Genomic DNA, 19,233 nt, shown 5'->3' with positions numbered 1-19,233 from the left:
TGTTACGATAATCACTGTCCATGGCGTTGTCTGGGCATCTAATTTATAGATAATGAAACGGGTGAAATGAAGCAGTGAGAGTAGTATCCGGAAGTGCAAAAGGCCGGCCGCTCAAAAGCGTGCCGGGTACAAGCACCCGTCCGACGACGGATAAAGTGAAAGAATCCATATTCAGTATGATCGGCCCTTACTTTGAGGGAGGAATCGCGCTTGACCTGTTCGCAGGCACGGGAGGCCTTGGCATTGAGGCGTTAAGCCGGGGGATGGATCGTGCTGTTTTTGTTGATGTGGAACCGAAAAGCATCAGCACGATCAAGGATAATTTGAAAGCGGCCCGGCTTGAGGAAAGCGCAGAGGTATATCGCAACGATGCGGCACGGGCGCTTAAAGCGCTTGAAAAGCGAGGCTATGGCTTCGATCTGGTCTTCTTGGACCCGCCGTACAGGTTCAAGAACGGCGATGAACTGATGCTGGATATGGCCGAGCGAGGGTTGCTGCAGGATTCAGCCCTGGTGGTATTGGAATACGAATCAAGTTACAATTATGCTGAGGAATTTGGCGATTTTCATTGTATCCGAACCGCGAAATACGGAGAAACCGCCGTATCGATATATCGTTATGACACAGCGCAAGATCAAGCGACGGAGCTTGATGAGGAGGAATTACACGATGACAAATGAGAATACTAGTACATACCGCGTTGCCGTATACCCGGGAAGTTTTGATCCGGTCACCATGGGACACATGGACATCATCACACGTGCTTCGAAGCAGTTTGATCTGCTGATCGTGGCCGTACTCAATAATTTAAGCAAGAACCCGCTCTTCACGGTGGACGAGCGTAAGGACCTTCTGAGACAGGCGACCGCTCATCTGCCGAATGTGGAAATCGACAGCTTCCGCGACCTTTTGGCGAACTATATCCGTCAGAAGAATGCGCAGGTCATCGTACGCGGGATCCGGACCGTGACCGACTTTGAATATGAACTTCAGCTGGCATCCACCAACCATAAGCTGAATCCGGATGCGGAGACCATCTTTATGATGACGCATCCGAAATATTCGTTCTTGAGTTCCAGTCTTGTAAAGGAAATCGCGCATTTTAACGGCGACACGACAGATTTGGTCAGCCCCGAGGTCGATGCGGCGTTGCGCCGCAAATTCAGCGGGGATCACGCCCGATAAGACGGGAGCATAGCCAGAAAGCCGCTATTAATAACAAGCAGATCATGCCTTGAACCTGCAGGAAAGAAGGCAGTCCGCTCCAAAAATTGAAGAACTGTTCCGTATCGCCATGATTGATCGGTTCCGTTCGGAATGCTGGCACGATGCCCACGGAAAGGGTGCTGACCGGTTTCCATATGGCCAATGTAATGACAAAGGCGAGGATCGAATGCAGGAATCGCTTTGCCATAAAGTAACGCCAGGAGAGACCGGCTTCCCGCATCAGCGACAGGCTTTGCAGATGGGCGCTGATTCCGCTCCATGCCAGTGCGGCCGACAGGACTGCCAGCTGCAGAGCCCCTGCTTGAAACACCGAGGAGCTGATCGATTGGGCGGCCAGATGGGCTTCCAATATCCCGGGCACAAGATAGGATGGAAGCTGGGGCAGCAGCTGGCCGGTCAATACTCTAGTAAGAACGGCGAAGAACAAGATAAAACCGCCTGTCATCATTAAGGTCTGTACCGAACGGGTAACGGATTCGCCAAGTAGTTTGCCGAAGCTTCGCCCATCCCGTCGATGGGCGTCCAGCGCGGCGGAGGCTGCCCGTCGAAGAATCGGACGCTTCGCCCATTCGTTCATCCGGGCATTATCGACGGGTGCGCCCTGCTTCCCGGCTTCTGCAGAGGGAGATTTGCTGAATAGACTGAATGTCCATGCGGCCAGCAGGCCGGATATCCAGTGGACGATCAGCAGCAGATAACCGGCTTCCGGTTTATGCAGCAGGCCGGTTCCGATGACAACGAGGATGGTCATCGGATTGCAAAAATGGGCCAAAGCGGCAAGCCTGCCGGCGTCAACGGCACGGAGCTCGCCTTGTTTGTGCATGCCGGCCGCGGCCTGAGCGCCTGCCGGGAACCCGGCTGTCATTCCTGTTATAAGAACCCAGCCGCCAGTACCGGGGAGTTTGAATATTTTTTTCATCATAGGGTCCAGCAGTACGCCAACCCCGTGGGCCCAGCCATAAGCGATGAGTATTTCCACCAGCACGAGAAAAGGCAGCAATGATGGAAATACGATATTCCACCACAGCTTGAGTGCTTGCAGGGTGGCTTGGAAGGCGGGTTCGGGCGCGCTGACGACGGCCAGTACAAGCAGGAACGCGGCGGCACCGAGAAGAATGGTGTTCCACAGTCCGTTGGATGACTTGACGGCGTTGTCTTTATTCATAAGGAATCTCCTTTCGGCGTAAACATGGCTAGTACAACTTTATGCAGAGGAGACAACCGTCAGACCAAACTTGGTGGAAGGCTGGATATATGAGGCGGAGGGAAGGAAAACCATGAAGAAGTCTGTAAAACCGAATGGCTTAAAAATTGCGCTGTATTTGTTGCTGGTCGGGGTCATGCTGTACGTTGTCGTTTATATGCCGACCCCTTATCTTGTATACCAGCCCGGGAGTGCCGAAGAGGTTCGCCCCATGATCAATGTCGAGAAGGGCGATCCGGCGGAAGAGGGTACGTTCATGATGACTACCGTGTCGGCAAGCTATGCCAATATGGCTTTGTTAATGCTGTCAGCGTTTAATCCTAATGCAGAGGTCGTGAAGAAGGCCGAAAAGATGGGCGATCAGAGCAAGGACGAGTATGCGGCCACGCAAGTGTATTATATGAACTCTTCGCAGTCTTCAGCGATGGAAGCCGCTTATCAGGAGGCAGGAATCGATTACAGCATCGAGCCCGCTTACGTATTCGTGATGTCGATCTCCGAGAATTCGGCCAATGCCGAGCATTTTCGGCCTGGCGATAAATTGATCAAGATCGATGGGCAGCCTGCAGAGGATAATGAGAAGATTGCCAGCCTGTTAAGCGGGAAGAGCATCGGAGAAGAGGTTTCCGTGGAGCTTGAACGCAAAGGAAAAACCGTGAAGGAACAGGTAAAGCTTGTAAGCATTAAGGATGAGAAGACCGGCGCGGAGCGTCCGGGATTAGGCGTCATGATTGCCACGATGCAGAATGTGGCGCCGGCCGATCCCGATCACACCATTCACTTTGCGGATACCAACATCGGAGGACCGTCAGCCGGACTGATCTTCACCCTTGAGATCTATAATCAGCTTACCGACGGGGATTTAAGCAAGGGTTACCGGGTAGCCGGAACGGGTACCATCGATAAATCAGGCGCCGTTGGCCCCATTGGCGGCGTGAAGCACAAGATCGTGGCTGCCGACCGGAAGGAAGCCGATATCTTTTTTGTGCCTCAAAAAAATTATGATGAAGCCAAGAAGCGCGCGGACCGGATCAAAACGGATATGAAGCTGATCCCGGTCGAGGACCTGCAGGATGCCGTGGATTATTTGGAGGAGCTGCCGCCTAAGGGGTGAGCGGCGGCAGCAGGTAATCGCTGTAGTAGTTTCGGATTTGGGGCCTAGGTTGCCCGTTAGCATAGACGGCGGCTGCCGCCAAGTCACGCTCCAGCTGAGGATGCTCCAGCTTAGCCGGCTGATGAATGACGGGGAGTGAAGCGCTTCGCTTCATTCGTTTCAGCAGCGAACGCCCCGTCTCGCTGAAGCCGAGGACCCGGATATATCCCGGACCTTTGGCGAGCTCTTCACGATTCATCGATGCCTTGTCATGATTCAGCATGATGTGCATCAGCATGCGTTGAAGCTTGGTACGCGTATAGCGCTTGGTCTTCAAGGCTTCCAGAAGGGCGTCAACCGTCGGCTGTTCCAGCTGCGATAGCGAGCGCTGAACACGATGCTCCAAGCCCTCGGTTACTTCGAGGAAGCTTTCAAGCTGAGCGGGTGTATGCGTGAGCAGGGCTTGGAACAGCGGCTGGCGAAACTGCTCCCAATGGACCGGAGCTAGTCCGCTCTTGATTTCCCGTTCCATGATGTCGTACGTGAATTCCGGCATATAGGGTCTGGCGGCTTCCAAGCCTTGTGACAGAATCATGTTCCGGATGGCGGTTGCGCTGGCAATGGATGACGTTCCCGGCAGCGGATCGTGGTAATGTGCGCTTACTCTTGGAATGGTATAGGGCGTAATGCGGCTGCCCAGGCGCTGGAGTGCGATCAGATAGTGCAGCCCCAGGGAGTTGTTCGGCTGCGTGAGCAGCTCTTGCAGCTCTGCCGTTGCCGTTGCAGGACCGGATTCACCGAAAAGGACAGCGGCGGCAGCGCCGTAGGCAGATGGGAAGTTCATGCCTTCCCGGAGGCGCTTTTCGATTTCGGATCGAAGCTCGCCGGATTCGTTTGCGAGCGAACGGGACAACGGCAGGATTTGCTCCAGCGTCCCGCTTTCGGATCCGAAGGAAAGGCAATCCACGACGCCCGTAGCTTCCAGAATGGCTACCGCACCGAACGCGAACCATTCCGCAGGCTGCACGGCATAGGTTACCGGCAGCTCGAGGCACAGGTCAACTCCCATGGCAAGGGCCATTTCCGCCCGAGCGCGCTTGCTAGCGATGGCAGGTTCGCCGCGCTGGAGAAACGGACCGCTCATCACCGCGACGACGGCATCTGCCCCTGATACTTCTTTGGAACTGCGATAATGCAGTACATGACCGTTATGTAAGGGATTATATTCAACAACTATGCCAACCGTTTTCATTCGTTTCAACTCCTTGATTAGAATATAACATAATTGCATGACGTTCCTGCAACAATAAGCGCCCCTCCCGGGAGTGTTATAATTCTGGTAGTATGAAGAGAAATATCGGGTAACAATATAGAGGTTGTTAGGGTTATCCTGTTGACAAAACTCTCTGGGAATCGGTATAATAATCTTTGTTTGTTTGGAGTGATGGATATGCTAATTCAATTTCGTAAATTGACAACCAGCGATCAACCGTTACAGTTCCATCAAACCGTGGATGTAAGCAATGCCATTAAGGACCGGAAGGATATTGTTGCGGTTAAGCCATTAGACGTGGATTTGAAAGCAACTCCGTCGGTTACCGGTTCGGTGGATGTTCGCGGACGATTGCAAGGCGAGCTGGAGATGAATTGCTCCCGCTGCCTGAAGCCGATCAGCGAGCATGTGCACATCCCTTTTCATGAAGTATTCCAGCCGGTGGAAGATCCTGAATCTGTTGTTCAGGATGAGGATGACGATACTACATACGTGCAGGGTGAGAGTGTGGATCTCACTCCCTATGTAGAAGAAGCATTTCTGCTCCACCTGCCGCTAGCTCCGGTTTGCAAAGCCGACTGCAAGGGACTCTGCCCGAATTGCGGCAAGGACCTGAATGAAGGCACCTGCGACTGCGATACGGAAGTGATCGATCCTAGGCTAGCCGGACTGAAGGACTTCTTTAAATGATGATGGATATGGCACCCGTGTTCAGCGGGTTGAATTGATAAGGAGGTGGGAACATGGCAGTACCTCAACGTAGAACGTCCAAAACACGTCGTGACAAGCGTCGTACTCATTTTAAGCTGGCTGTGCCAGGCATGGTGAAATGCGAGCAATGTGGTGAATTGAAGCTTGCTCATCGCGTATGTAAAGTGTGCGGAACGTATAAAGCAAGAGAGATCATCAAACAATAGTTTCTAAATAAGTAGTACTTCATCTTTGGTGAGGTGCTATTTTTTTTGTCTCAAGTCCCTCTTTCTTTTTAACGTGACATGATTTATACTTAACATTAGTACCAGGTTCTAATATTTGCGACTAATTTACATATAAGTATGTTTGAAGATTGGCGGCTACCATAGCGGCAGAAGGAGTTGTTTCGTCATCGATCGTTTATCCAAGAAAGACCGTCACCAGCGGCTGATTCAGCTGATCGACGAGAATCCCTTTGTTACGGACCGCGAGTTGACTCGCCAGCTTAAAGTAAGCATTCAAACGATACGCCTTGACCGTATGGAACTGGGCATCCCGGAGCTCCGCGAGCGAATGAAGCAGATGGCGGAGCATTCCTATGACCAGGTCCGTTCCTTGTCGCTCGAAGAGGTGATCGGGGATGTCGTTGACCTGCAGTTGGACAAGAGCGGAATATCGATATTTGAAATCCGTGAGGAACATGTTTTCAGCAAAACGCGGATTGCCCGCGGACATTATGTGTTCGCTCAGGCCAATTCGCTTGCCATTGCCGTGATCAATGAAGAAATCGCATTGACGTCTTCAGCGGATATACGGTTTTTGAGACAGGTGCGCCTCGGCGAGAAATGCATTGCCAAAGCCTACGTCAGGTCCATTGCCGGCCAGAAGGGGAAGGCCAAGGTGGAAGTGTTTACTTATGTCGCTGATGAAATGGTGTTTCAGGGGAATTTCGTAATCTACCGATCTGCAGGAGAATGACATAAGTGAGGGAGGAAATTTGGCATGAGAATTGTGGTTGATGCGATGGGCGGGGACAATGCCCCCCAGAGCAACGTCGACGGCGCGCTGATTGCCGCACGGGAATGGAGCGACACCGAGATCATCCTCGTCGGGGATGAGGCCCGGATTGGAGCCCTTCTGAAGGACAAGCCGTCCAATCTGAAGGTGGTTCATGCGAGCGAAGTCATCGAAGCGGAGGATGAGCCGGTTAAGGCCGTTCGCCGGAAGAAGGATGCGTCGATGGTCGTGGCGGGGCGGATGATTCGGGAAGGCGAAGCGGATGCCATGATCTCGGCGGGCAACACGGGAGCGCTCATGACGACCGGATTGCTCGTCGTGGGCAGGATGAAAGGGATTGAGCGCCCTGCGCTGGCCCCTATGATTCCGACGCTCGACGGCAAGGGGATGCTCGCCTTGGACCTCGGAGCGAATATGGACTCGAAGCCGGAGCATTTACAGCAGTATGCGCTGATGGGCAGCCTGTATCGCGAGAAGGTGCACGGTATCGCCAAACCTCGCGTCGGGCTGTTAAATGTCGGCACCGAGCCGGGCAAGGGCAATGAATTGACGAAGCACGCATATCCGTTGCTTGAGGAATTGCCTATTCATTTTGTTGGCAATGTGGAGTCGCGCGATGTGATGAACGGCGTTTGCGACGTGCTCGTCTGCGACGGGTTCTCGGGCAATATTCTGTTAAAATCGATTGAAGGAACAGCCGGTGCACTCTTTTCGCTGTTGAAGGAGCAGTTCGGCAAGTCCCTTAAGACCAAGATGGCGGCCGCATTGATGATGCCGGAGCTTCGCAGCTTGAAATCGACGCTCGATTATAAGGAGCACGGCGGTGCGCCGCTGCTTGGTCTGGGCGGCCTGGTTGTCAAGAGCCACGGTTCGTCGGATGCGAACGCCATCAAGAATGGGGTTCGTCAAGCGCGTACGGCGCTGCAGAACCGGTTGGTAGAGAGTATTTCGAATGAAATCAGCGGGAAGTGAGTGAGGAAATGAACAATTTGCGTCCGGTCGGTATTATTGGCACAGGCAAATACGTGCCTGAAAAGATTTTATCCAATAGCGATTTAGAGAAAATGGTAGATACTAGCGACGAATGGATCGTCTCGATGACGGGGATCCGCGAGCGGCATATTGCCGCGCCGAACGAAGCGACTTCGGATTTGGCTTATCACGCTGCTGTGAATGCGTTGAAATCCGCCGGCATGCAGGCTGAGGATCTGGAATTGATTATTGTGGCGACCATTACGCCGGATATGTTCTTTCCATCGACCGCTTGTTTGCTCCAGGATCGGCTTGGAGCCAAGAAAGCAGCGGCATTTGACCTGTCCGCGGCCTGCTCGGGATTTGTATACGGCCTGGCCACTGCCACCAACTTCGTGAAAACGGGCATGTACAACAACGCCCTGGTTATCGGGGTGGACTGCTTGTCCCGGATTACCGACTATACCGACCGCAACACCTGCGTCCTGTTCGGTGACGGCGCCGGAGCGGCGATCGTCGGCGAAGTGCCGGAAGGCCGCGGATTCCAGGCGTTTGATCTGGGCGCGGAAGGCGCGGGCGGGGCCCATCTGCATATCGAGGCAGGCGGCTCGAGATTGCCGGCGTCCGCTGAAACGATTAACACCAACAAACACTACATTTACATGAACGGCCGCGAAGTGTTCAAGTTTGCGGTGCGGGTCATGGGCACTGCCACGGAAGCCGTCTTATCCAAAGCAGGCATCGACAAAAAAGATATTGATTTATTCGTTCCTCATCAAGCGAACATCCGGATTATCAAGTCGGCCATGGAGCGATTGGAGCTTCCGGAGGAGAAGGTCGTCATCAATGTTGACAAGTATGCCAACACCTCGGCCGCTTCCGTGCCGCTGGCGCTCGTGGAAGCCCAGGAGTCCGGCCGCCTGAAAGAAGGGGACAAGGTGCTGATGGTTGGTTTTGGGGGCGGATTGACATGGGGTTCCTCCGTACTCATCTGGTAAACCGAATGGATTTAACAGGACTAGTGAAAGAAGAGAAGGGAGCCAACGATTTTGGGTAAAACAGCATTTATATTTCCGGGTCAGGGCGCTCAGTCCGTCGGAATGGGAAAAGACGCCTATGATGCGGTTCCTTCCGCACGCGATTTATTTCTAACCGCGGATGCTCAGCTTGGATTTCCGCTCAGCTCCATTATTTTTAATGGCCCTGATGAAGATTTGAAGCAAACCGTCAACACGCAGCCGGCTCTGCTCGCAACCAGCATGGCTTATCTGGAAGCCATTCGCGGCAAAGGAATCGTGCCGGATTACGTTGCGGGCCATTCCCTGGGCGAGTACAGTGCGCTTGTGTGCGCAGGCGTGCTCTCGTTCGAAGAAGCCGTGTCGATCGTTAGAGCACGCGGCGAATACATGGAAGCCGCCGTTCCCGGAGGACAAGGCGCCATGGCAGCCGTTCTCGGCGCAGACAGGGAGGCCCTGGCCGAGCTGTGCAAGGGCATTTCGGCAGAGGGGCATGTCGTAGAGCTTGCGAACATGAACTGCCCGGGGCAAATCGTCATCTCCGGTTCGGCTCAAGGCGTTGCAGCTGCTGCAGAAAGAGTCAAGGAAGCCGGCGGCAAGCGGGCCATCCCGCTGGAAGTCAGCGGCCCCTTCCATTCTTCCTTAATGAAGGAGGCGGCTGAGCGTCTGGCCGGCAAACTGGAGCAGGCTTCATTCAACGCACCTTCCGTACCGGTGGTTGCCAACGTGACGGCGCGTCCGGTGGAAGATGCGGCTGCCATCCGCGGTTTGCTGGTGGAGCAGGTCTATTCCCCTGTGCTGTGGCATGACAGCGTGGAGTGGATGATCGCTCAAGGCGTGGACACCTTCGTAGAGATTGGTCCCGGCAGCGTTCTCAGCGGTTTGATCAAGAAAATTGACAAATCCGTCAAAGTCATTAATGTGAATAGTCTGGAGAGCGTCAATAGTTTGGAGACGGTCGTTTAAACAGCTTTTGATGCAACCGGATCACTCTGGAAAGGAGGAACAGGTATGAGTGAAGCTCTAAAAGGACAGACTGCGCTTGTTACGGGTGCTTCCCGAGGAATCGGCCGGAGCATTGCCCTCGCACTTGCCGATCTTGGCGCGAACGTTGCTGTCAATTACGCAGGAAGCGAAGCGGCCGCAACCGAGGTTGTGGAGGCGATTCGCGCAAAGGGCGTTTCGGCGATCGCGGTTAAATCCAACGTCGGACGGACCGAGGAAGCCGATGCGATGGTTAAGCAGGTGTTAGAGACTTTTGGTCGAATTGATATCTTGGTGAATAATGCGGGGATTACTAGAGATAATCTAATCATGCGCATGAAGGAAGAGGAGTTCGATCAGGTGATCGAAACGAATCTGAAAGGGGTATTCAATTGCCTCAAAGCGGTGACGCGTCCCATGATGAAGCAGCGCTATGGACGCATTATCAACATATCCTCCGTTGTCGGAGCGCTTGGCAATCCGGGACAGGCCAATTATGTCGCGGCCAAAGCCGGCGTCATCGGCCTGACCAAATCAGCCGCGAGGGAGCTGGCTTCCCGTGGCATTACGGTAAATGCGGTAGCGCCAGGATTTATCGATACCGACATGACCCGTGAACTTCCCGAGGACATGCGCGAAGGCCTGCTTGGCGGAATTCCGCTGGCCCGTCTTGGCCAGCCGGAAGAGATTGCCGGCGTGGTGACTTTTCTAGCATCTTCCAGCGCATCTTATATGACTGGACAGGTGCTGCATGTGGATGGCGGCATGTACATGTAGAGCCGCTGCTGTTCCGGCGCTTGACGCGCCGGGCGCTAAATCGTTTTCAAATGCCTTCTATGGCAATTTGAAGTCATATCTCGTATAATGACCAAGAGGAGGTGAGCCGGATGTCCGATGTATTGGAACGCGTAAAACGCATCGTTATCGACCGCCTGGGTGTTGACGAAGCCGACGTAACATTAGAAGCATCTTTCAAAGACGACCTTGGAGCTGATTCTCTCGATGTAGTTGAATTGGTGATGGAGTTGGAAGATGAGTTTGATATGGAGATCTCTGATGAAGATGCGGAGAAAATTACGACCGTAGGTGAAGTTGTAAACTACATACAATCTCATACCTAAGTCATTACAGTTAAGTCCCGTTCTTTAGCAAGGCGGGACTTCTCCACATTCAATCAAAGCTTTAGTTCTAACAAGTGATAGATTATTGCTGCCTTGTTTCATCTTGAGTCCTTACGGTTTCATAGATGGACGGGCAGTCCACATAGAGGTGAGTCTGTTTGAAACAAAGAGTCGTTGTAACAGGAATGGGAGTCATGACCTCGCTTGGTCAAGATCTTGATACATTCTGGAACAGTTTGATGGAAGGCAAGTCCGGGGTATCCCGCATCGAAGCGTTTGACGTGAGTGATTACACCACGCAGATCGCTGCGTCCATGAAGGATTTCAACCCGGAGGATTACATGGACCGCAAGGAAGCCCGCAAAATGGACCGATTTGTGCAGCTAGCTGTGGCGGCTGGTTCGAAGGCGCTGGAGGACAGCGGTCTTGATATCGGCGTGAATGCCGATGCAGAGCGGGTCGGCGTTTCCATCGGATCGGGTATCGGCGGTTTGGGAACCTGGGAGGATCAGCATAACATCCTGCTGGAAAAAGGCCCGAAACGTGTAAGCCCCTTCTTTATTCCGATGATGATCGCCAACATGGCCTCAGGCCAAATGTCCATCAATCTGGGAGCCAAAGGGCCGAACACCACCCAAGTGACGGCTTGTGCTACCGGAACGCATTCGATCGGCGATTCCTATCGCCTGATTCAGCGCGGCGATGCCGACGTCATGATCTGCGGCGGGGCGGAGGCGACCATTCGTCCGACGGGGATGGCTGGTTTCTGCGCTATGCGCGCAATGTCGACCCGCAATGACGAGCCGGAGAAGGCCAGCCGGCCATTCGATACCGGCCGCGACGGTTTTGTCATGGGTGAAGGTGCCGGCGTGCTCGTCATCGAATCCCTTGAGCACGCGTTGAAACGCGGAGCCAAGATCTACGCCGAGGTGGTTGGTTACGGCCTTAGCGCCGATGCCCATCACATTACCGAGCCGGATCCGGACGGGGCAGCCCGCTGCATGAAGATGGCGATCCGCGACGCAGGCATTGCGCCGGAAGACGTGGATTACATTAATGCTCACGGGACTTCTACGCCGGTGGGTGACCGCTCGGAAACGAAGGCCGTAAAGATGGCTCTTGGCGACCATGCATACAAAGTAGCCGTGAGCTCGACCAAGTCGATGACAGGTCACTTGCTTGGGGCCGCCGGCGGTGTCGAGGCGGTTATCTGCGGATTGAGCTTGAAGAACCAGACCATTGCACCGACGATTAACCTGGAGGATCAGGATCCGGAGTGCGATCTGGATTACGTGCCGAATCACCCGCGTAAAGCCGATTTGGATGTCGTGATGTCCAATTCGTTCGGGTTTGGCGGGCATAATGCCACGATTATCCTGAAAAAATACGCCGAGTAAGGGGACAGTGTGTTGAGTGGAGATCTGAAGCAGTTACAGCATAAACTTCAAATCCAGTTTCGCAATGCAATGCTGCTGAAGCAGGCCTTTACCCACGCATCTTATGTAAACGAGCATCGCTTCAGTCAGAGCCAGGACAACGAGCGACTTGAATTTCTCGGAGACGCTGTTCTGGAACTGACGGTCAGCGAATTCTTGTACAACCTTTTTCCGGACCGTCCGGAAGGCGAGTTAACCAAGCTGCGGGCCGCTATCGTATGCGAGCCCTCCCTGGTGCAATTTGCTGTAAGTCTGGACTTTGGACGTTACGTTCTGCTAGGCAAAGGAGAGGAAATGACGGGCGGTCGAACCCGCCCGGCTCTTCTTGCGGACGTATTCGAATCATTTGTGGGGGCGCTTTATCTGGATCAGGGATTGGAAGCGGTTCGCCGGTTTTTGAGCGACCACGTCTTCCCTACGGTGACCGTCAACGGTCGACCGCAGATGAGCGATTATAAGACCGAGCTTCAGGAACTGACCCAGCATCACGGCATGGGCGCACTGGAATATCGTATCGTAGAAGAGCGAGGACCGGCGCATGAGCGGGAGTTTGTCTCGGAGGTATACATGGGAAGCGAATGTCTTGGACGCGGAAGCGGCAGATCCAAGAAAGAAGCCGAGCAGCAGGCAGCGGCGGTAGCCTTAAAGCAGCTGAAACGTGCGGATGCCTAAAGCTTCGCTGATGTGATGACAAACAAAGAGCAAAGAGCAGTCAAGCGGATGACCGGACCCGGATAGGATGACTGTTTTTTGCTCTTTTCGTTGTCTGTCTTTTGTTAAAGGGGACAGCTGCTTATAACGTTGATGGGCCTCGTCCAAAGACGGCGGTGAAGCCGATTCTACTTGTGGTACAATAGCAGGAGAGGTGATAGTTCGAATATGTTTTTGAAACGGATCGAGTTAGCAGGATTTAAATCGTTTGCCGACAAGACGGAGATGGAGTTTGTCCGAGGAATCACGGCCGTTGTAGGTCCGAATGGCAGCGGCAAGAGCAATATTTCCGACGGGATCCGCTGGGTGCTTGGCGAGCAAAGCGCTAAATCCCTCCGCGGAGGCAAGATGGAGGACATTATCTTTGCGGGAAGCGATGCGCGTAAAGCGGTCAATTATGGGGAGGTTTCCCTTACGCTGGACAATGAGGACCATGTGCTGCCGCTGGATTTTAACGAGGTGACCGTAACCAGACGGGTGCACCGCAGCGGGGACAGCGAGTATTTCATTAACAGGCAGTCCTGCCGGTTGAAAGATATAACAGAGCTGTTCATGGACACCGGGATCGGCAAAGAAGCCTATTCCATCATTGGACAAGGCCGCATTGAAGAAATTCTGAGTACACGATCAGAAGATCGCCGGGGGATTTTTGAGGAAGCTTCCGGGATCGTTAAATATAAGTCTCGTAAAAAAGAGTCTGTGCGCAAGCTGGATGAAACGGAGCAAAATCTGCTTCGCATCCATGATTTGGTCACCGAGCTGGAGGATCAGATCGGACCACTCAAAGAGCAGTCCGAGAAGGCGATTCGCTACAAGGAGCTCCGGGAGGAGCTGAAGCACAAGGAAATTTCGCTGTATGTGTATCAGATCGAACAGATACATACCTCATGGAGCGAGGCTAATGCCAAGCTTGAACAGCTGAAGGAAGAGCAGCTTGCCTTATCCACCGTAGTATCCGCGCATGATGCCAAGCTGGAGAGTGACCGATCGGCCCTTCGCCAGCTGGAGCAGGAAGTTGAGGATCTGCAAAGTCAGCTGCTTCAATTCAGTGAGCTGTTCGAGAAGAGCGAGGGTTATGGCGAGGTGCTCAAGGAACGCCGCCGCAACCTGGAACGTACGCGCGAGCAGCTGGAAGAAAGCTTGCACTCGGGCGATCATCGTCTGGAAGAGCGAGTAGGCGAGCTCGCGAGAATGAAGAGCAAGCTGCAGGATCTGCAGCAGGAGCTTACCCAGGTTCGGGATCAGCTGTCGGCGGAAGAAGCGAAGCTGGTTGGCGTAACCGGCGGTATCAGCCAGCAGCAGGAAGAGAGCTTGAAGGGGAATTTGCTGGAGCTTATGAACCAAATGGCGCAGGCGCGGAATGAAATCCGGTATGCGGACCAGCAGCAGGAAGCGCTCGACCGGCGGATGAACCGCGCGCAGGAGGAATCCGGCAAATGGGAAGCCCTGAAAGAAGATCTGCTTCGTCGCAAAGATAGCATCGATCGAAGCATTGAACGTTTCGGCAAAGAAATTGCGGACCTTCGCAGCGGTTACATCAGCGAAAGCGAGCGGTATCAATCCCTGCAGAAACTGCAGGAGGAGACGCAGGGAGCCCTTCGGAAATGGGAGCAGAAGCGGGAAGCGCAAATTTCACGGCGCGATACCATGAAAGAGCTTCAGGACGATTTTGACGGATTTATGCTGGGCGTTAAGGAAGTGCTGAAGGCTTCGCGCAAATCCGTGCTCCATGGCGTCCATGGTGCGGTGGCCGAGCTTATTCGCGTGCCGGAAAAGCTCGAGCTTGCGATGGAGACCGCCCTTGGCGCGTCGGTTCAGCATATCGTCATGGAGAACGAATCCGTGTCGAGGCAGGCGATTTCCTTCCTGAAGCAGCGCCAGTTAGGCCGTGCGACATTTCTGCCTTTGGACGTTATTCGTCCAAGGAACGTATCGGCATCCGACCGGCACTTGGCGGAAGGGGAGGCCGGGTTCGTAGGGTTTGGCTCCGAGCTGGTGAAGTATGATTCCAGATACAGCAACATCGTCGGCAGTCTGCTTGGCAATGTCGTTATCGCCGAGACCCTGGAGCAAGCGAATAAGATTGCGGCTAGATTCTCCTATCGATTCCGAGTAGTCACCCTAGAGGGAGACGTCGTTAATGCAGGCGGCTCCATGACAGGTGGCAGTCAGCATAAGAAAACAAACAGCCTGCTGGGGCGCAAACGGCAGCTGGAGCAGCTCGATCAGGAAATTTCGGAAACCGAGAAGCAGCTGGAGAAGCTCCAGCAGGGCATTGAAGGCGTTCGGAATCAAATGATTGAATCTCAGGATAAGCTGGACGAGCTTCGCAAAGCCGGAGACGACAAACGGATCGAGGAACAGCAGGCTGCGGGCGACCGCAAGCAGCTTGAGCATGAGCTGCGGCACGTCCTCGAGCAAGCCGAGCTGGCAGGCGAAGAGAAGAGCAGTCAAGAGAAGGAAGCCAAGGAAATTCAGCAAAGCCGTGAACGCGCGCAGAAGCTGCTGTCTGAGCTGGAGGAGGAAGAGAAATCGACCCATCTGGCCATCCAAGCTGCAGAGTTTGCCCGGAAAGCCAATGAATCGGCCAAGGAAGAGCTTCAGAGTCAGCTGACGAACCTCAAGGTTCGCGAAGGAAAGCTGGATCAGGAAACCTTCTCGCTGGAGGAGCAGCTCAAGCGCCTTCAGTCGGATGTGGACAACCATGAGAAGGAACAGAAGCAGAACCGCACGATGCTGGCCTCTGTTCAAGCAGACCTAAGTCAGAACGAAAGCGAGAGCGTGAAGCAGATCGAGGATCTGAACCAGTACAAGCTGAAGAAGGAAGAAGCCACGCAGCAGCTTGAATTCAAACGGGCGGCACGCAGCGCGCTAAGCCGGAAGCTGGAGCTGGAAGAGAGCGAAACCAAGGAACAGCGCACCCAGCTGCGGTCCGTGGATGATCAGCTGCGCCAGACCGAGATTGGGGTAAACCGGCTCGATGTCGAGCTTGAAAATATATTGAAGAAGTTAAGCGAGGACTATGAGCTGAGCTACGAGCTTGCCAAGCAGCGGTATCCGATTCCGGAAGACATCACGACCGCTCAGAACGAAGTGCGTGATTTGAAGCGGTCGATCACTTCCCTGGGGGACGTCAATCTTGGGGCCATAGAAGAATACCAGCGCGTCAATGAGAGATACCTCTTCCTGAGCGAGCAGAAGGCGGATCTGGTGGAAGCAAAAACGACGCTCTACCAAGTCATTAAGGAAATGGACGATGAAATGTCCAAGCGCTTCAAGCAGACCTTCGATGCCATCCGGCGCGAGTTCGGCACGGTGTTTACGAAGCTGTTCGGAGGAGGACGAGCCGACCTGATCCTGATCGATCCGGAACGTTTGCTTGAGACGGGGATCGATATCGTCGCCCAGCCTCCAGGCAAGAAGCTGCAGAATCTGCAGCTTCTCTCAGGCGGAGAACGCGCATTAACGGCTATGGCGCTGCTGTTTGCCATTTTGCAGGTGAAGCCGGTTCCGTTCTGCGTGCTTGATGAAGTCGAAGCAGCGCTAGATGAAGCGAACGTGGTACGATTTGCCCAGTATCTGCGCGAATTCTCTGAACAAACGCAGTTTATTGTGGTCACCCACCGCAAAGGAACGATGGAAGAGGCGGACGTGCTGTACGGCGTCACGATGGAGGAAGGCGGCGTGTCGAAGCTGGTATCCGTCAAGCTTGAGAATGAGGAAGCGGAGATTGCCTAATTTAACATAACGACATGGAGGGTACGTATGAGCTTTTTTAAGAGGTTAAAAGAGAGCATTTCCAGCAAAACGGAAAACGTAACAAAACAGTTCCGCGACGGATTGGAGAAAACCCGGAAGGGGTTTATCGAGAAAGTATCGGACCTGGTGATTCGCCGGAAAAAGATCGATGAGGAGTTCTACGAGGAATTGGAGGAGATTCTGATTGGCGCTGACGTCGGCGTCAATACGGTGATGGATCTGATGGACGATCTTCGTGCCGAGGTGAAAAAACGGCGGATCGAAGACGCTGCCGATTTGCAGCCGGTATTGTCCGAGAAGTTGATGGGACTTCTCCGGGATGACAGCAGCAACGAGCTGCGGGAGAATCCGGACGGTATTACGGTCATCTTGTTCGTGGGCGTTAACGGAGTCGGCAAAACAACAACGATTGGCAAGCTGGCGCATCGTTACAAGCAGGAGGGCAAGAAGGTTTTGCTCGCAGCGGGAGACACCTTCCGGGCCGGTGCGATCGAGCAGCTGGAGGTATGGGGAGAGCGGGTTGGCGTAGAAGTCATTAAACAGCAGCCCGGCTCAGACCCGGCAGCCGTCATGTTTGATGCGGTTCAAGCTGCCAAGCAGCGGCAGGCGGATGTCCTGCTCTGCGATACGGCGGGACGCCTTCAGAACAAAACGAATCTGATGGAAGAGCTGAACAAAATCTTCCGCGTCATTCAACGCGAAATTCCAAGTGCCCCGCACGAGGTGCTGATGGTCCTTGACGCGACGACAGGACAGAATGCGCTGAGCCAGGCGAAGCTGTTTGGCGAGAAGAGTGGCGTGACCGGCCTCGTGTTAACCAAGCTCGATGGTACGGCTAAGGGCGGAATCGTCATCGCGATCCGTCAAGAGCTGAATTTGCCGGTGAAGCTGGTGGGCTTGGGGGAGAAGATGGGTGATCTCCAGACCTTCGATTCGGAGCAGTTTGTGCATGCTCTCTTTGCGGGTTTGATTAAAGAAGAAGAGAATGCTGTAGAACAACAAGACTAGAACATGCATAGTCGAATATGTATAAGATAGGACCGAAAGATATACTTTCGGTCCTTTTTCATGTTCTGTTAGGTCCAAGAGCCATGCATACATATTCTTATGAAGAGACGATTCGAACGAATTCAATCGAGCGAAGCGGGATGATGGCGGTATCGGTTGGCGGGCCATAGATGATCGGCGGTACTTTTAAGGTGATGGTTCCCTCGCCCACTTTGTTCAGCGTGCCGATGATGACATCTCCCGACACGGTTACTTCGGTTTCCGAGCCGATAAATCCTTGAAGCCAATCCACGTAGCGCATATCGGTTAACCTCCTTGCCGTAAATGAAAGTTTGGAGCTGATCTTCAGCATCCCTAAGCGGGATTACTGAACGGAAGTAATATTGGCGAATGGAATCAGCACAAGGTCACCGGATGCTTCACGAAGCTGAACGCCGTCTTCGGCGGTGGCCAAAACGATCCCCTCCAAGGTGACAAACGTTGTGCTTACTCTAACCTGTTGACCGGTGCGGACTTCGAAATACTGAGTCAGTTCCGGATTAATGGTTAGCCCCGTGAGCACCTGGCTCTCCAGCGATTCCACCTTAACGGTTAATTGACTGGTTTCCTGGCTTAGAAGCTCGACCTGCCGCGTTAGTTTTTTTACTCGTCCGGCAAGCTTTCTGCAGAACAGGAAGCAACACATACTCATTCTCCTTTCTGTATTACCAACGGTTGTGCTCTTCGATGTGATTCTTTAAATCGAGGAGCGAGGCTGTGCTTTTTTTCTCGGCTGCCCGGATCAGCGGCATCATCTGCTGCACGTGACCAGGGCCGTATTTAAGGAAGCTCTCGGTTCTATCCACCAGCGCATCAAGCGGCTGACGGTAATCCGTAAAGTATTGGCCGAGATGAAAAGAGCTCAGCAGGCTGTGCACTTTGCCCATGGTGCTGAGCGCCAGTACGGGTTTGCCTCCGCGTAAAGCGGCCAGCGAAGGATGAAGCTTGAACGAGATCAGATAGTCCACGGATTGTATGAAACTGTAGGTGAGCTCAATATCCATGAGAAACGGCAGCGTTTCAATGGAAGCGCCGGGCGTTAGCTCCCTTACCTTTTGCTGTAACTGCAGGCATGTGTTGTAATCGGAGTACGGGTTGCCCGGATGATGAATGACCGGGATAAGAACGGCATGATAGCCTTTGGCGATAAGATGTGCCAGCAGTTTGGTCATGTTGTCCATCGGAAATGATTCATAGGAAAACACAACAACGCCAATCGTTGGACGCTTCGAGAATCGTTTTACCGGGATGTCGGGCTGACGGTAGCCGAATACCATATCTGGGGCCGTTTCGACGTTTCGGTGAAAGCCAGCCCGCTTGGCGATGGCCGACGATCGCTCATCCCGGAACACTGCGCGTTTTGCCTGGGAGATCATCTCCCGGTAGGCGGATACCTGCTCCTCAGGCCAGGTGTGTTCCGGATAGGCATCGACGATGCCGACGCCGTAGACCCAGGTAGGCTGTCCTTTGAGCTGCGGAGGGAAGTAATACGAATTGAACGAGTAAGGTGTAATCAAATCGCCACCGCCGATGATAAAGGCATCCGTCTGACGGGGATCCAGTCGGGAATTCCAAGGATAGACGTGGTGTTCGTGGAATACTTGTCGAAGGGTGTGAAGAAACAAATCATCGCCGAAGTTTCCCATTCCATAGTAGCCGGAAGCGGCAATATGCATGACG

The 19,233-nt window shown here is 53.6% G+C and carries 20 protein-coding genes; 15 read left to right on the top strand and 5 right to left on the bottom strand.

What is annotated here, in order from left to right:
- Positions 1-74: 74 nt before the first annotated feature.
- Both rsmD and coaD read left to right on the top strand, forming a co-directional pair.
- Positions 75-680, top strand: a complete 606-nt coding sequence (rsmD, locus tag GYMC10_RS21030) for a 16S rRNA (guanine(966)-N(2))-methyltransferase RsmD (protein ID WP_015736378.1) — start codon at positions 75-77, stop codon at positions 678-680.
- Positions 670-1,185, top strand: coding sequence for a pantetheine-phosphate adenylyltransferase (gene coaD / locus GYMC10_RS21025; RefSeq protein ID WP_009595333.1), 516 nt, complete (start codon positions 670-672; stop codon positions 1,183-1,185). Before rsmD ends, coaD begins: the two co-directional genes overlap by 11 nt.
- On the opposite strand, the gene GYMC10_RS21020 is transcribed toward coaD, so the two are convergent.
- Positions 1,163-2,392, bottom strand: a complete 1,230-nt coding sequence (locus tag GYMC10_RS21020; protein ID WP_015736377.1) for a nucleoside recognition domain-containing protein — start codon at positions 2,390-2,392, stop codon at positions 1,163-1,165. The genes coaD and GYMC10_RS21020 overlap by 23 nt on opposite strands.
- Positions 2,393-2,504: 112 nt before the next feature.
- On the opposite strand from GYMC10_RS21020, the gene GYMC10_RS21015 reads away from it, so the two are divergent.
- Complete coding sequence (locus GYMC10_RS21015; RefSeq protein ID WP_015736376.1) at positions 2,505-3,545, top strand: SepM family pheromone-processing serine protease; 1,041 nt, start codon at positions 2,505-2,507, stop codon at positions 3,543-3,545.
- Here GYMC10_RS21015 and GYMC10_RS21010 read toward each other — a convergent pair.
- Complete coding sequence (locus GYMC10_RS21010; protein ID WP_015736375.1) at positions 3,535-4,776, bottom strand: nucleotidyltransferase; 1,242 nt, start codon at positions 4,774-4,776, stop codon at positions 3,535-3,537. The two genes, GYMC10_RS21015 and GYMC10_RS21010, sit on opposite strands and share 11 nt — an antisense overlap.
- 198 nt (positions 4,777-4,974) lie before the next feature.
- Between GYMC10_RS21010 and GYMC10_RS21005 the strand changes: the two genes are divergently transcribed.
- The 12 genes from GYMC10_RS21005 to ftsY all read left to right on the top strand — a co-directional run bounded on the left by GYMC10_RS21005 (position 4,975) and on the right by ftsY (position 17,514).
- On the top strand, positions 4,975-5,487 hold the full coding sequence (locus GYMC10_RS21005) for a YceD family protein (RefSeq protein ID WP_015736374.1): 513 nt from the start codon (positions 4,975-4,977) through the stop codon (positions 5,485-5,487).
- Positions 5,488-5,540: 53 nt separating this feature from the next.
- Positions 5,541-5,714, top strand: coding sequence for a 50S ribosomal protein L32 (rpmF, locus tag GYMC10_RS21000; protein ID WP_006211382.1), 174 nt, complete (start codon positions 5,541-5,543; stop codon positions 5,712-5,714).
- A 142-nt stretch (positions 5,715-5,856) separates the two neighbouring features.
- Positions 5,857-6,468 (top strand): transcription factor FapR, encoded by a 612-nt coding sequence (gene fapR, locus GYMC10_RS20995; protein WP_015736373.1) that lies wholly within the window; start codon positions 5,857-5,859, stop codon positions 6,466-6,468.
- A gap of 24 nt (positions 6,469-6,492) precedes the next feature.
- A complete protein-coding gene (gene plsX, locus GYMC10_RS20990; RefSeq protein ID WP_015736372.1) occupies positions 6,493-7,479 on the top strand; it encodes a phosphate acyltransferase PlsX in 987 nt (328 codons plus the stop codon).
- A gap of 8 nt (positions 7,480-7,487) precedes the next feature.
- Entirely contained in the window at positions 7,488-8,477 is a 990-nt protein-coding gene (locus GYMC10_RS20985) for a beta-ketoacyl-ACP synthase III (RefSeq protein WP_015736371.1), read from the top strand.
- A gap of 51 nt (positions 8,478-8,528) precedes the next feature.
- On the top strand, positions 8,529-9,461 hold the full coding sequence (fabD, locus tag GYMC10_RS20980; RefSeq protein ID WP_015736370.1) for an ACP S-malonyltransferase: 933 nt from the start codon (positions 8,529-8,531) through the stop codon (positions 9,459-9,461).
- A gap of 45 nt (positions 9,462-9,506) precedes the next feature.
- Positions 9,507-10,256 carry a 3-oxoacyl-[acyl-carrier-protein] reductase gene (gene fabG, locus GYMC10_RS20975; protein ID WP_009594984.1) on the top strand — a complete coding sequence of 250 codons (750 nt, stop codon included), beginning with the start codon at positions 9,507-9,509 and terminating at the stop codon, positions 10,254-10,256.
- Between the two features lie 110 nt (positions 10,257-10,366).
- A complete protein-coding gene (gene acpP / locus GYMC10_RS20970) occupies positions 10,367-10,600 on the top strand; it encodes an acyl carrier protein (RefSeq protein WP_006211375.1) in 234 nt (77 codons plus the stop codon).
- 158 nt (positions 10,601-10,758) lie between these two features.
- Complete coding sequence (gene fabF / locus GYMC10_RS20965; RefSeq protein ID WP_015736369.1) at positions 10,759-11,997, top strand: beta-ketoacyl-ACP synthase II; 1,239 nt, start codon at positions 10,759-10,761, stop codon at positions 11,995-11,997.
- A 12-nt stretch (positions 11,998-12,009) separates the two neighbouring features.
- Positions 12,010-12,708 (top strand): ribonuclease III, encoded by a 699-nt coding sequence (gene rnc, locus GYMC10_RS20960; protein ID WP_036663972.1) that lies wholly within the window; start codon positions 12,010-12,012, stop codon positions 12,706-12,708.
- Between the two features lie 207 nt (positions 12,709-12,915).
- Entirely contained in the window at positions 12,916-16,485 is a 3,570-nt protein-coding gene (smc, locus tag GYMC10_RS20955) for a chromosome segregation protein SMC (RefSeq protein WP_015736368.1), read from the top strand.
- 27 nt (positions 16,486-16,512) lie between these two features.
- Complete coding sequence (gene ftsY / locus GYMC10_RS20950) at positions 16,513-17,514, top strand: signal recognition particle-docking protein FtsY (RefSeq protein WP_015736367.1); 1,002 nt, start codon at positions 16,513-16,515, stop codon at positions 17,512-17,514.
- Positions 17,515-17,611: 97 nt separating this feature from the next.
- On the opposite strand, the gene GYMC10_RS20945 is transcribed toward ftsY, so the two are convergent.
- From GYMC10_RS20945 to GYMC10_RS20935, 3 genes are all read right to left on the bottom strand, one after another.
- On the bottom strand, positions 17,612-17,815 hold the full coding sequence (locus GYMC10_RS20945) for a hypothetical protein (RefSeq protein WP_015736366.1): 204 nt from the start codon (positions 17,813-17,815) through the stop codon (positions 17,612-17,614).
- A gap of 63 nt (positions 17,816-17,878) precedes the next feature.
- Positions 17,879-18,205 (bottom strand): hypothetical protein, encoded by a 327-nt coding sequence (locus tag GYMC10_RS20940; RefSeq protein ID WP_260871388.1) that lies wholly within the window; start codon positions 18,203-18,205, stop codon positions 17,879-17,881.
- A 13-nt stretch (positions 18,206-18,218) separates the two neighbouring features.
- Positions 18,219-19,229, bottom strand: coding sequence for a polysaccharide pyruvyl transferase family protein (locus GYMC10_RS20935; RefSeq protein ID WP_015736364.1), 1,011 nt, complete (start codon positions 19,227-19,229; stop codon positions 18,219-18,221).
- Positions 19,230-19,233: the final 4 nt, after the last annotated feature.

This window comes from Paenibacillus sp. Y412MC10 (assembly GCF_000024685.1).
GTDB lineage: Bacteria > Bacillota > Bacilli > Paenibacillales > Paenibacillaceae > Paenibacillus_AQ > Paenibacillus_AQ lautus_A.
The sequence above is the reverse complement of the archived record's forward strand: the minus strand, read 5'-3'. Positions and strand labels throughout refer to the sequence as shown.

Bases quoted from the DNA above. Each gene is read 5' to 3' on its own strand.
- coaD (WP_009595333.1), top strand. From the start codon at position 670: ATGACAAATGAGAATACTAGTACATACCGCGTTGCCGTATACCCGGGA.
- GYMC10_RS21020 (WP_015736377.1), bottom strand. From the start codon at position 2,392: ATGAATAAAGACAACGCCGTCAAGTCATCCAACGGACTGTGGAACACC.
- GYMC10_RS21015 (WP_015736376.1), top strand. From the start codon at position 2,505: ATGAAGAAGTCTGTAAAACCGAATGGCTTAAAAATTGCGCTGTATTTG.
- GYMC10_RS21010 (WP_015736375.1), bottom strand. From the start codon at position 4,776: ATGAAAACGGTTGGCATAGTTGTTGAATATAATCCCTTACATAACGGT.
- GYMC10_RS21005 (WP_015736374.1), top strand. From the start codon at position 4,975: ATGCTAATTCAATTTCGTAAATTGACAACCAGCGATCAACCGTTACAG.
- rpmF (WP_006211382.1), top strand. From the start codon at position 5,541: ATGGCAGTACCTCAACGTAGAACGTCCAAAACACGTCGTGACAAGCGT.
- plsX (WP_015736372.1), top strand. From the start codon at position 6,493: ATGAGAATTGTGGTTGATGCGATGGGCGGGGACAATGCCCCCCAGAGC.
- GYMC10_RS20985 (WP_015736371.1), top strand. From the start codon at position 7,488: ATGAACAATTTGCGTCCGGTCGGTATTATTGGCACAGGCAAATACGTG.
- fabG (WP_009594984.1), top strand. From the start codon at position 9,507: ATGAGTGAAGCTCTAAAAGGACAGACTGCGCTTGTTACGGGTGCTTCC.
- acpP (WP_006211375.1), top strand. From the start codon at position 10,367: ATGTCCGATGTATTGGAACGCGTAAAACGCATCGTTATCGACCGCCTG.
- smc (WP_015736368.1), top strand. From the start codon at position 12,916: ATGTTTTTGAAACGGATCGAGTTAGCAGGATTTAAATCGTTTGCCGAC.
- ftsY (WP_015736367.1), top strand. From the start codon at position 16,513: ATGAGCTTTTTTAAGAGGTTAAAAGAGAGCATTTCCAGCAAAACGGAA.
- GYMC10_RS20945 (WP_015736366.1), bottom strand. From the start codon at position 17,815: ATGCGCTACGTGGATTGGCTTCAAGGATTTATCGGCTCGGAAACCGAA.
- GYMC10_RS20940 (WP_260871388.1), bottom strand. From the start codon at position 18,205: ATGAGTATGTGTTGCTTCCTGTTCTGCAGAAAGCTTGCCGGACGAGTA.
- GYMC10_RS20935 (WP_015736364.1), bottom strand. From the start codon at position 19,229: ATGCATATTGCCGCTTCCGGCTACTATGGAATGGGAAACTTCGGCGAT.